The organism is uncultured Ferrimonas sp. (assembly GCF_947489035.1).
Classification (GTDB): Bacteria; Pseudomonadota; Gammaproteobacteria; order Enterobacterales; family Shewanellaceae; genus Ferrimonas.
The window spans coordinates 1-12,506 of record NZ_CANLCI010000002.1 but is presented as its reverse complement, the minus strand read 5'-3'; the positions used below and the strand labels follow the sequence as shown (position 1 = coordinate 12,506).

Here is a 12,506-nt window from a genome sequence, read left to right as displayed (position 1 = left end):
CGCTGTTACGACAGCGGCTTTGTTGCATCTGCGGCAAGGCGCATTTTGGGCGCTTGCCCGCGTTAACGGCCGTTGTGTTCGCTGTCGGCCACCCCTTGATGGGACAGCTCTGCGGCAATAAGCGCCGCTTCCAAACGCTTGGGTGGCTGAATAAAGCCCTGATAACCGCTGAGGTGCAACGCTTGCCACGGCGCCAGTTGTTCCTGCATCTGCACCCCAGCCAAGTACACCTGGATCTGCAAGCCTTGGGCGGTTAAGCACAAGGCGCGGCTGAGCTGGCGGTTTTGCTCGTTGTCGTTGGCCACAAAGGCGTGATCCAAGCGCACGTAATCGGGGCTCAGTTGCTGCAAGTAATCCAGCGACGCCAGCTCGCGACCAAAGTGATCGATGCCAAAGCCATAGCCCAGCTGACCTAACTGTCGTCGTAACTGAGTTAGCGCGGCACTGCCGCCGACCGCGAGCTGTTCGCTGACTTCAAACTGCAGCGGGTAACGCTGCTGGCTTAAGAGTTCGATCAACCACAGCTGGAAGCTTGGGGTGTTCACTGCGGCGGCGGTGAGGTTGATCGCCAGTGGCTGCTCGCTTTGGCGCAGCGCCTTGGTGTTGATCACCTGTTCAATCAAGGCGCGGTCAAAGGCTTCACCGCGATCGATCATATTCAAATATGGCAAGAACTGCCCGGCGTGAAATTCTTGCCCTTGGTACTGGATGCGACCAAACAGTTCGTAATGGTGTGGCGTTTGGCTGTGCCAATCTAAGACCGGCTGACGGTACAGCACCAGTCGCTGCTGCAACCCATCGTCCAGCAGGGTGCGCCATTGTTCGACACTGGTAGGTTGCTGTTGTAGCTGGGCAAACCAGCACAGCGGCTTGTCTTGCAGCTGCGCTTGGCGCATCGCTTGGTCGGCTTGGGCCAGCAGCTGTTGGCTGTCGTGTTCTTGCTGACGACTGACGGCACCGATGGCGCAAGGTTGTGGCTCGGCCAGCCCACAGCTTTGCTCAAAACGGCGCAGCAGTTGTTGCAGCTGTTGCGTTAATTGATGCTGCTGCGTGGGCTCCAGATCCTGTGCCAGCAACAAAAATTCATGGGCGCTAATGCGGCTGGCGGTGGTGTTAAAGCCGCTGCCAAGCTCTGCTAATTCGGTGCCCAAGCGGCCGATCAATTCATCCCGTAACTGATAACCAAACTGCTGCCGTACTTGCTCCAGCAGTGGGATCTGCACCAGAGCGATGGCGCCATCGCTGGGCTCTTGCAGCCAGCTGCTTAAGCGGCTAACGATGTACTGGCGATTTGGCAGCTTCGAGACCGCGTCGGTCAGCAGCGATTGCTGCAAGCTGCTGACCTGCTCTTTATGGGCAGCAAACTGTTGCTGCAGCTGGCTTTCCATCGAGTTGATGCTGCGTACTAACTGCGCCAGCTCGGCGGTTTTGGGTTCGACCATCGGCGCACTGAATTGCTTTTTGGCCACCTGCTCGGCCCGTTGTTGAACCTGTTGCAGCGGCGCCAATAAGCGCCGTAAGCCCCACTTGGCGAGGGTTAACATCAGCACCAACATCAGCGAGATAATGATCAAACTGGTGATGAAACTGTGCCAGATCTGGCGGTAGCCATAACCGGGGTGGGCGACAATCTCTAGCTCGCCCAGCTGCAGCCAGCCACTGATGATGGTGGTGTTGCGGCTGGGGGTTTCAAACAAGGGCAGCTGCCGAAACCAGCTGGGCACCGCCACATCAACGTGGTTGTTGTACCAGGTTTGTTCGCTGTCGTCGGCCAGCCATTTTAAGCGGATGCTTTGATAGAGCCCGCCTTCAAACATGGCGGTGATCAGCGCTTCGGCGGCCACCTTATCGGCTTGCTCCATCGACGGCTGCAACATCAGCGTCAGTGCTTGGCTGGAGTTGTTCAGCTCCGATTGCATCTGTTGATACAAAAAGCCTCGGGCTTCGTTCAGCTGGCCCCAGCTCAAGCCAACCGCCACCAGCACGAAGATGGAGAAGATAAAGGTGGAGAGTTGCTTATAGAGGGTCATGGCTCTAGTCCTTGAGGTAGGGCGGCAGGTTCATCTGCCCGCGCAGGCGCCGTTGGCTAAATTGGGTCCATTGGCTTAACGCCGGCCGGTTGGCCACTTGGCGGCTGCCACTGGCGCCATCAAGCCAAAATTTGTCGCCGGAGAAACTGAAAATGGGTTTGAGATCCGGGCGTTTGCTGGCTTTAACAATGTTGCCATTGAGGTTATCTAAGATCCACGGTTCGCTTTGCGGGGTTGGGTAGTAGGCTACCACCATGTGGTATTGATTCAGCTGGGTGGCTTTCACGTACACCAGCCGCAGGCTCTGCTCGGCCAGCCCCAACATCTGCAGCGACAGGTACTTGGCTAAGGCAAAATCTTCACAATCGCCGTAGGCTAAGCCGATGAACTCCATTGGCGTGGCCCAGTAGTTTTTCTGGCCCCAGATGGTGCTGTCGTTGCCAAAGCGAAACTGGTTAAAGAAGGTGTTGATCGCCTCGGCCTTGGCCATTGGGGTTTGCTGTTGTTGGGTCAGCAGCAGCTTGCGCCAAGCCCGATAACGCAGCGCCGCTTGGTCGCCATAGCGGTCGAGCAGCCGCTGTTGCTGTTGCAGTTGGTGCTCTGGCGGCGTGGCGGGATTGGCGGCCATCACGGCGGTGATGGCCGCCATGATCAGCAGCAGCGTGGAAATACAACGGCGCACGCGATGACGGGGCACAGGCGCGTTAGCGACCTACGCTCCAGACGTTCCAGCGCATGGCCGCGCTGCTGTCTTTGGTGGCCATTTCAGCCACAACGCGGCGGTTGCGGCTGTGGGCCAGCGGATCATTGCTGGGATCGATTGGGCGTTCGAAGCCGTAACCTATCGAGTTAACCCGTTCGGGCTCAATGCTGAACTGCTCAATTAATACTTGTCGCACCGCCGCGGCGCGTTTATCCGATAGGCTCAGGTTATAGTCGCGGCCACCGACGCGGCTACAGTGACCTTCGATGGTCACGGTGCTGCCGGGGTACTGCGCCATAAATTCGGCCACCGCTTCAATCTCTGGGTAGTAGCGGCTGTCGATGTGGTTGGAATCGTTGGGGAACAACACCTTCAGATCGCGGCGGGCGGTAAATTGATTCACGTCGCCACAGCCAACGTTGTTGACATTGGCACCAGCCAGTGTGCCAACGCAATCTTCCCGCGCCACAATGACGCCATCTTTGTCTATGTCGCTTAAATCATGCAGCTGTTTGGTGTGCTGCCAATCGGAGATCGGTTCGCTGGCACAACCGCCTAAGGCGGCCAGTACGGCGATCAAAACTGACTTTTTCATCGGCATTGGTCCTTATTGGTTGTCGTGCTCGGCGGCCCATTGGGGCGGGCGGGTGATCCGCAGGGAATCCAACAAGCGGCCACTGGCGTTCAGTACGCGGTATTTGGCCAGCAGTTCGTCCATCTCGGCGCGCACGTAATCTTGGCGGGCTTGGAACAGCTCATTTTCGGTATCGAGCAGATCCAGCAAGCTGCGCTGGCCTAAACGAAACTGTTCGCTGTAAGCCAATTGCGCTTCTTTGCTGGCTTCCACGTGCTGGCGAATAAACCCCTTTTGTAACCCCAGCTGTTCGTAGGCGTTCCACGACAGGCGCATCCCTTCAATCACGTCGCGGTTGGCGCGTTCTTGCACCGATTTGGCCGAGCCCAATTGGTAGGCGGCGTTGCGAACATTGGCTTGGGTGGACCCACCGGCAAACAAGCTGTAACGCATCTCTAAGGTGGCGCTAACGTCGTTGTTGTGGCCGGTTTGGTTGTTGCGATCCTCGCCCCAGTTGCCATCCACGCGCAGCGAGACCGTTGGGTAGTGCTCGGCTTTGGCTACGCGGCGTTGCTGCACTGCGGCTTCGACATCAAAGCGGCTGCTTTTCAGCAATGGGTGATCGCTGCTGCTGGCTAAAGCGCTGTTGAGATCGCTGGGCAGCATGTCGTGATCCGGCATTGGGATGATCAGTTCATCCGGCAGGCGATCCACCACATTCAGGTATTGGGTTTGGCTATCCAATAGGTTGTTGTAAGCGGCGATGCGGTTGGAGTTTGCGCGCGCTAAGCGGCCGTTGCTTTGGGCTAAATCGGCGCTGCTGCCTAAGCCAGAATCCGCGCGCTGCCGAATTTTGTCGTGGATCTGCTTATGGTTATCCAAGTTATGATCCGCCAGTTCGAGCTGCTGGGTGGCAGCCAGTAAGGCGATGTAGCGCTGGGCGACGGTTAAGGCCATGTCCTCGGCGGCGCTGAACAGCGTCCATTGTTCCGCGCTGGCTTCAAAGCCCAGCCGTTTCACTTCGCCGGGGGTGCGGAAGCCATCGAAAATCAGCTGCGAGATGGTAATGCCAGCAACGCGGGGATCGTGCTCGAGGGCGTGATCGCCGCTGGCGCGACCGGTGCGGGTGTCTGCCCAGTCGTAACCGTAACTGGCGTGCAGATCCACCTGTGGCAGGTAGCCGCCACTGGCTTGGTTTACCTGCTCTTCCGACGCCTTAAAGCGATTAAAGTTAAAGCGGATCTGCGGGTTGGTATCCAGCGTATGGGCCACCGCTTGTTCCAGTGTGGTGGCGGCTGCGTGGGCCGCCAACAGACTGGAGATCAACACCACCATTGGTGCAAGAACTTTCATCCTATTCCATCCTTTGAAGGAAAAATGCGTTAAATAATCAGCGCTCGCGGAGCGCGTTTGCTTTGGCGCGTAAGATTGGCGTTAACAGGTACGCCAGCACGCTCTTTTCCCCAGTCAACACGTCGACTGACGTGATCATGCCGGGGATGATTGGCAGCGGCGCTTCTGCTTTGCCGAGCCGATTGCTGTCGGTGCGAACCCGCACCACGTAAAAACTGTTGCCCTCTTCATCGGTGATGGTGTCGGCACTGATGTGCTCGACCACGCCGTTGAGGCCGCCGTAGCGGGTAAAATCGTAGGCGGTGACTTTCACGGTGGCGGGCAATCCCGGCCGTAAAAAGGCGATGTCTTTGGGGGCGATCTGCGCTTCCACCAGCAGTTTGTCTTCCGATGGCACAATCTCAATCAGATCTTCCCCAGGCTGAACTACCCCGCCCAAGGTATTGATGTTTAATGACTTAATCGTGCCTGCCACCGGCGACAGGATCAGCGTGCGATCGACCTTGTCTTGGGCGCCAACGTTGGCTTCATTGAGCCGCGCCAGTTGGGCGCTCATCTCGTTAAATTCCGCTTGGCTTTCGCTTAAAAAAGCCAGGGCGATTTCGCGCCGTTTCAGTACGGCTTCGTCGCGTTCCAGCAGCAGCGAGGGCCGCACTTGCCGCAGCGAGGCCAGTTCGCCGCTGGCGTCGTTGGCTTGGCGCTGCAGTTTGATCAGCTCAACTTCAGAAACAATGCCACGCTCTTCCAACGGCTTGGTGATCTCTAATTCCCGTTTAACGAGCTGTAAGCTGATCCCCAGCGTTTTCAAACGCGTTGCCAGCTCTTTTAGCTCATTTTCTTTTTTATGAATGGCTTGCGCTTGGATCGACAGTTGGTTTTGCAACTGATCGAGCCGATGCTGATAGTCGGCGCGGTGCTGTTTAGCAAGCTCGGGGTAGGCGCTGGCCAAGGGGGCAGGCAACGACAACTGCTGGGGTTTGAGCTGCAACTGTTGCTGCCAATTGATGCTATCGCCTTGCGGTTGGGTGGCTTGCCCCAGCTGCACGCTGGCCAGCTGCGCTTGCAGGCGAAACACCCCAAATTGCAGGTTGAGGGTTTCCTGTTCTCGCTGAGCCAGATCCGAGGCGAAGCGGGTGGCGTCGATCCGCAGCAGTGGTGTGCCTTGGCTAACCAACATGCCTTCGCGCACCATCAACTCTTCAATGATGCCGCCATCCAAACTTTGGATCACCTGCACTTGGGACGAGGGCACCACCTTGCCTTGGCCACGGGTAACCTCATCTAAGGTGCTAAGGCTGGCCCACACCAGCAAGCTGAGGATCAGTGCAGTCAGCACCCACACCAATTTGCGCTTGTACACCGGTGGGTGGAACAGCAGTTCGTCATCCCAATCGTATTTGCTGGCTTGAGCTGGATTCATTTGGCCTCCATTGGGGCTTTGCCCTGCTTGAGTCGATCCAGTACGTGCTGCCGTGGGCCAAAGGCGACCATGCGCCCTCGCTCTAAGATCATCACCTGATCCACCAGCTCCATCAGTGGCTGCTTGTGGGTAACCAATAAGATGGTTTTGTCTTTCGGCAGCTGGCTAATGGTGCGAATAAATTGCAGCTCGGCGCGGGCGTCGAGGCTGGCGCTGGGTTCATCCAGCACCAAAATCGGCGGATCGTTCAGCAGCGCTCGCGCTAAGGCCACCGCTTGCCGTTGCCCAGCCGACAGCGCCAACCCCGATTCGCCCACTTGGCGATTCAGCCCTTCCCCATCGAAGTTGGTAAATAAGCCAACCCCAGAGCGTTCAACCGCTTGGCTGAGTTGAGCGTCGCTGACGTTACGGCAACCCAGCACGATGTTGTCGCGGATGGTGCCATGGAACAGGCGAATGTCTTGCGGCACGTAACCTATCTGTTGGCGCAAACTGGCGCTGTGTAGCTGATTGAGCTCGTACCCATCCAAACGCAGCCCGCCGTGTTCACTGCGTAAAAAGCCCAACAGCATCTTCACTAAGGTGCTTTTGCCTGAGCCGTTACGGCCGATGATCGCCAAGCGTTTGCCGGCCGGCAGGGTGAAACTGAGCTCTTTTAGGGTGGGGCTTGGCTGTTCTGGGTAGCTGAAACTGAGGTTGTCGGCGCTGATCTTGCCGCTCAGTTTGCCCAGATCTGGGTAGTGTTTTTGGGCGTCGTGATCCTGCGGCAGGTTCATCAGCTGTTCCAGCTTGTCGATGGTGCCTTTGACGTTATGGGCGCGGCTGAGCAAGCCGATCAGTTGCGACATCGGGCTGATGGCGCGGCTGCTTAAGATCACCGCAGCGATGATCCCGCCCATGGAGATCAGCCCCGCCTCTAAGCTGTAGACCCCTAAAATTACGGTCACAATGGCGGTGATTTGGACGATAAAGGCAGAGACGTTGCTGGCAAAGTTGGTGAGTTTGCGGCTGCGCATCTGCCACTGGGCACTGTGCGCCTGCATCTTTTCCCAGGTGTACTGAATGCCGCCTTCGGCGCCGCTGCTTTTGATGGTTTCCAGGCCGGTGATTGATTCGTACAGGTGGGCGTGGCGCAGATCCGCAAAACGCTGGGCTTCGGCACTGGCTTCGGCCATCTTCTTTTGCAAGCTGGCGGTGATGATCACCATGATGACAATGGCGATCAGTGGCGGCCACACCAAGGGGCCACTGAGCCAGCCGATCAGAATTAAAAACAGCAGTGAGAACGGCAAATCGACCAAGGTGGTGATGGTGGTGGAGGCGATGAATTCGCGCACCGAATCGAACTCACCAAATTGCCGTGCTAAGGCGCCGGTCGAAGCGGGTTTGTGTTGTAACTGCATGCCCATGATGCGGGCAAACAGGGTGCGGGAAACCGCCAGATCGGTTTGCTTACCGGCGTAATCAATCAGGCTGGCGCGCACCTGTTTTAGCGCCAAATCAAACACAAAGGCGATGCCAGCGCCAGCGGCCAAGACCCACAACGAATCGTAGGCCAGGTTGGGGACGATGCGATCGTAGACGTTCATGATGAACAGCGGCGACACCAGCGCAAACAGGTTGATCAACAGCGAGGCTAAAACAATATCGCGGTAGAGCGAGCGTGCGTTTTTCAGCGGCCCCCAAAACCAGTGAGCCTGGGGGGCTTCCAAGCCATCAATCAGTGGATCTGGCTGGTAGGCGGGCTTGACCAAGATGGCGTGACCCAGATAGCGGCTGTCGAGTTCAGCCCGTTGCCACACTAATTCGCCGTGAGACAGGGGATCCAGCAGTACCGCTTGGCTGTCGTCCAGTCGCAGTAGCACCGTGGGTGCCATGCCATCAATGGCCAGCACGCAGGGCAGGGCGCTGCTATCGAGCAGCGCCAAATCGAGCTGCAAGCGACGGCTGCTGAGGCCCGCACGTTGGGCGGCTTCGGCAAAGTGCGACAACGGCAGATCGCCACCGGGCAGCGGCAGGCCAGCGGTGATGCTGGCACGGTTGTTACTGAGCTCGAAGAAATCCGCGAGCCACAATAAACCGTCCAACAGGGGGCTGTCGGCGGCGCTCAGTTGCGCCGCACTGCTATCTGTCATCTCATCCTTCCTATGGCAGATCGTGTTCCGGTCGAGTTGGCAGTGGCATGGTTACGCTGCTTACCCCTGCGCTCGACGTACTGCTGTCGTTGGCTGTGATCACCAAGGCACCATCGCTAACTAGCTGATCAATGGTGGTATCGACTCCCTCCAGTACGATTTGCAGTGTATCACCTCCGGCCGCAGAACCGTTGCTGTCGATGGTAATTACCGTGTCGTTACCCTGCGAGGTGGCGGATAAGTAGTCAGCGATGTTGCTGTCGTCTGCGCCGATCAACAGCTCAGACAGATCGAGCTTATCGAAGGCGTCGAAGTCGGTGATCACATCGGTGCTGCCATCGGCGTCGCCGTCTTGCCAGACAAAGGTGTCTTTGCCTTCGCCGCCGCTGAGGATGTCGCTGCCAAGGCCACCGATGAGGAGATCGTCGCCCTCTTGGCCATAAAGGATGTCATCTCCTAAACCGCCATCGAGGGTATCGTCGCCGCCGCCACGAACGTTGCCGGTGGTTGAAGTGTTCTCTTGCGCCAAAATCTGATGATTAGAGCGAATGTAACTGAGGGTGTCTTCCCGATCCCAGCCGTTGCTCGGATCCGCTTCTAACTGGGCGAACACCTCCCAGCCAGAGCCGACAGGCAGTGCGTCACTGTCGATATTCATTAGCGCTGCTAAAACATCAGTATTTGGGCTGTCGCCGAAAATAATGTCATCGCCGCCATTGCCGTTGATGGTGTCCTTGCCGAGGGTGGCAAAGTTTTGATCAATGATGGCGCCAAGGGTTTGTTCTAGATCGCCGGTATTGTCGATGATCTGCGCCGCACCGCGGCTGTCGATGTAGTTCATCAGCTCTTCGGTAGTGAGCTGCCCATCGTTGTTGCTGTCCCCCACTAAATTGGTGCCAGTGGCAAGTACGCTGCCAGCTTCCAGGCCAATGGAGACCGCTTGCAGCGTGTCCACTAGATTTTTTAGTTTGGTGAGTTCGTCACTGCCATCGCCACCCACCAGTTGCTGCCATGCGTCTAGGAAGCTGGTGCCGGAGTTGACGGTACCATCGTCGTTGACGTAGGCGTTTGGTCGGCCATCGGTAATGAAGATGGCGTGGCTCTCGGTGGTCACGTTACTAGGGTGCGTTTCCAGCCAACTGTTGGCTTCGATGAAGGCTGCTTCGTAGTTGGTCCAGCCAATATCCAGCTCTCTATCAGAGGTATTATCAATACTATTGATGTAGCCGATGGCAGCTTGCAGCTCGCTAGCAGCGCCCGTCAAAGTAAACTCGGTGTCGCCGTTGGCGTTGTTGTTAAATACGGTGTCGAAGTCGACTAGCTTAACGGTTACGGTGCCATCGTGAGCTGCCAGCTGCCGCAACATGCTGATTATCGCATCTTTCATCTCGGCCAGTTCAGCGTCACTAAGTGAACCAGAACTGTCGATCATCACCACGTAGTTGTAATCCAGTGGCACTTCGACCGAAACCGAGCCGCCTGGATCGCCAATCAGTACGTCGCTGTTGTCGCTGCCGTCGATGCCACCTTTATCATCGCCGACGGTATGATCGGTATCGTCGCCTTGGTCATCATTGCCCGATCCCACTTCAAAATCACCCGTCTGGCGACCCACTTCAATGTTGAGTTCGGTTTGACTCCGGTCACCATCACTGTCGGTAACACCAATCTCCACATCCAGTTCAAACTGCGGTTGAACGTCAACCTCGACGTTGCCTATCAACAGGTCGCCGCCACTCTGGTGGCTTAACTCGATGGCGCTGATCCCTTCCATGCCAAGGTCGTCGCCATTGAGCACGATTTGATCGGAATCGGCATCGACAAAGGCGGTGACGGTTTTAGTGATCACATTGCCATCGGCATCGACGCCAGTGACTGCCACTTCAAGGGTTGCTGCTTCGGTGCTGTTGCTCATCACCACTGCGATAGTGATGGCATTGATCAGCTGGGCGGTGCTGTTGGATTGCTGACCTTTGAAGAACGCCAAGTTCAGTTTTTCATTGTTACCGAAGTCATTAGCGCTGCCCCAGCCGCCAACGCCAATACCGTCGCCATCACGATAATTGACGTTCGCATTGGTGGCAGAGCTGAAGCGAATGTCTACATCGTCGCTACCAGTAATTTGGCTGGCGTACAGTTCAGAACTTACTAAGTTGTTGATTGGGCTGGCGGCGAAGTCGAACTGGTACTGCTGTTCGAAAGCTTCAAACTGATATTGGCCATCGCTGCCGATGGTCAGTTCAAACAGCTTGTCACCGCCATCGTTGGTGCCAGTTAGGCGCTCGCCAAGGTAGCTACCACTGCCGTCATAGATGGCTTCGGAGCTTATGGTTATGCCGTTCAAATCGGCACCGTTGCTGAGCAGTACATCGATAAAGTCTGCCTGTGGTGTTTGGCCATCAGCGCCTAAATCAAACTGCCATTGGCCTTGTTGCACTCCTTCGCCGTGGTGGTAATCAACGTCGTTGATTGGCTGCGTGGTTGGGGTGCTGTCACCAATGGTGAGCGGCAGATCAATGGTGCTGCTGTCGTTGTCGCTGTCAGTTACTGTGATCGGCAGGTTGATGATGGTGCTGTCGCTACCGTTGGCGTGAGGGTATGGCTGCAACTGCTCAACATTGTAATTAACCACACCTCGGTCGGCATCAAAGCCAGTGATGGTCAACTTAATGTACTGATCTTGATAGCTGCTGATGATGTTGCCGTCGGCATCAATCATTGCCGTTCCACCAATGCTCAAGCCGTTGAAACCATCCGGTGCAGACAGGGTCAAGCTGCCATCAACTGGGGTATTGAGGCTGTCGTCATCCAGTGTTGCACCTGGTGCGGCGATTGTGACTGGATCGTCGGTGCCAATCACAGTGATGGTGACATCGGCGTTGCTTTGGGCGCCATGCTCATCAGTAATGGTGTATTCGAAGCTGTCTTCGGCCACCTGACCTGCGGCGAGCTGGTCGAAAGCGCCATTGGCATCATATTGGTAGGTGCCGTCGGCGTAAATGGTCAGCAGCGCACCGCTGGCCAACGTTACTACGGTGCCGTTGCTGATCGCTTGGCCATTGATGGCGCTGATGCTAAAGGCATCGTTTTGAGCGTCGCTGTCGTTGGCCAGCAAGCCAGTGGCTGGGTCATTGATGATTAATGCCTCATCCGCTGCGGCGATGATGGTGCCTTCGCCGAGATCAGCGCCAGTGGCGTTGAGGGAGGTCAGCACGTAGTCGGAGGAATCGCCATTGGCCACGTCGTTTGGCGCCGCTTCAAACACCAAGGTATCAAACACAATGTCGCCGGTATCGATAGAGAAATCGCCACTGGTACCACTGATATTTTCAAAGGTACCCGACGCCACTAATTCGCCGTTGTAATAAGCTTTCCACGCCCCTTTCTCACCGCCATTCTCGTCAGCAAATAAACGTGCCACGCTGAAATCGACCTGATTCACCAGTTCATTAAAGACGAACTTCAGCTGCTCTGATTCGCCGGTGTCCGGATCGTATTCAATCTGATCTTCTACCTGACCGCTGTCGCGAATTGAACCACCGACGCCAATGCCAGAGCCGGCGATTTCTGAAATGGTGCCGGTCACTGGATTGCCATCGGCATCAATGGTGATGGCCTCAATGGTAAACAGCGGTTGGCCGTTACCGTCCAGCGGAATGGTGACGCCATTGCTGAAATCGGCACTGGCTTGGTAGCTGCCGCTGGCCTCACCGTCGTCTTCGGCGTTAACGGTATTCACATCAATGGTGACGGTGCTGCTGGCGGTTTTGTCGCCATCGCTGATGACGTAATCGAAGCTGATCTCGTTTTCCACCCCATCGGCTGGGGTGAACTGCATGTTGCCCGCGTCATCGATGTTGACGGTACCGCTGCCATCTTGCAGCACAATCACTTGCGCCGCGCCGGTGAGCAATACCCCATCAATGCTGACGATGCGCAGATCCGTGGCCGGGCTATCGATATCAGTGTCGTTGGCGAGCAGATCCAGCGTCACCGATTGCGTCGCGTTGACGTCGTAATTGTCTGCCCGTGCAATCGGGGCGTCGTTGGTACCAGTAATGGTGATGGTGACGGTGGTGGTGCTGCCGTCACTTAAGGTAACGGTGAACTCACGAACTTCTTCCTGACCCAAAGTCAGCGCATCAACGGTGTCGTTGTCGGCCAAGTCGAAGGTCCAGCTGCCGTCGGCGTTGACCACGAAGGTGCCGTAAGGATCGTTGATGGTGTTGGCGTTGAAGCTTGGCGCGTCGCCATCGACGTCGGTGGCGGTGAGGGTGCCGTCGAGTACGTC

The 12,506-nt window shown here is 56.7% G+C and carries 7 protein-coding genes; all 7 read right to left on the bottom strand.

All coding sequences use genetic code 11. The features are described 5' to 3' along the window. Positions 1-62 precede the first annotated feature (62 nt). Positions 63-2,030, bottom strand: coding sequence for an EAL domain-containing protein (locus Q0796_RS01290; protein ID WP_298439459.1), 1,968 nt, complete (start codon positions 2,028-2,030; stop codon positions 63-65). Positions 2,031-2,034: 4 nt separating this feature from the next. Continuing rightward, positions 2,035-2,679: a transglutaminase-like cysteine peptidase gene (locus Q0796_RS01285; RefSeq protein WP_298439457.1), complete on the bottom strand. Its 645-nt coding sequence runs from the start codon at positions 2,677-2,679 to the stop codon at positions 2,035-2,037. A 55-nt stretch (positions 2,680-2,734) separates the two neighbouring features. Then, a complete protein-coding gene (locus tag Q0796_RS01280) occupies positions 2,735-3,328 on the bottom strand; it encodes an OmpA family protein (protein WP_298439454.1) in 594 nt (197 codons plus the stop codon). Between the two features lie 12 nt (positions 3,329-3,340). After that, the gene (locus tag Q0796_RS01275; RefSeq protein ID WP_298439452.1) at positions 3,341-4,660 is read right to left on the bottom strand and encodes a TolC family outer membrane protein; all 1,320 of its coding nucleotides are present in this window, start codon (positions 4,658-4,660) and stop codon (positions 3,341-3,343) included. Between the two features lie 37 nt (positions 4,661-4,697). After that, complete coding sequence (locus Q0796_RS01270; RefSeq protein WP_298439450.1) at positions 4,698-6,080, bottom strand: HlyD family type I secretion periplasmic adaptor subunit; 1,383 nt, start codon at positions 6,078-6,080, stop codon at positions 4,698-4,700. After that, entirely contained in the window at positions 6,077-8,215 is a 2,139-nt protein-coding gene (locus tag Q0796_RS01265; RefSeq protein ID WP_298439448.1) for a type I secretion system permease/ATPase, read from the bottom strand. The genes Q0796_RS01270 and Q0796_RS01265 overlap by 4 nt, the downstream gene beginning before the upstream one ends. A 10-nt stretch (positions 8,216-8,225) precedes the next feature. After that, positions 8,226-12,506, bottom strand: a 4,281-nt coding sequence (locus Q0796_RS01260) for a VCBS domain-containing protein (protein ID WP_298439446.1), incomplete at its 5' end; no start/stop codon positions are given.

What these genes read in the sequence shown, in the direction of transcription:
- Q0796_RS01290 (WP_298439459.1), bottom strand. Translation starts at nt 2,030, where the DNA reads ATGACCCTCTATAAGCAACTCTCCACCTTTATCTTCTCCATCTTCGTG.
- Q0796_RS01285 (WP_298439457.1), bottom strand. Translation starts at nt 2,679, where the DNA reads ATGGCGGCCATCACCGCCGTGATGGCCGCCAATCCCGCCACGCCGCCA.
- Q0796_RS01280 (WP_298439454.1), bottom strand. Translation starts at nt 3,328, where the DNA reads ATGAAAAAGTCAGTTTTGATCGCCGTACTGGCCGCCTTAGGCGGTTGT.
- Q0796_RS01275 (WP_298439452.1), bottom strand. Translation starts at nt 4,660, where the DNA reads ATGAAAGTTCTTGCACCAATGGTGGTGTTGATCTCCAGTCTGTTGGCG.
- Q0796_RS01270 (WP_298439450.1), bottom strand. Translation starts at nt 6,080, where the DNA reads ATGAATCCAGCTCAAGCCAGCAAATACGATTGGGATGACGAACTGCTG.
- Q0796_RS01265 (WP_298439448.1), bottom strand. Translation starts at nt 8,215, where the DNA reads ATGACAGATAGCAGTGCGGCGCAACTGAGCGCCGCCGACAGCCCCCTG.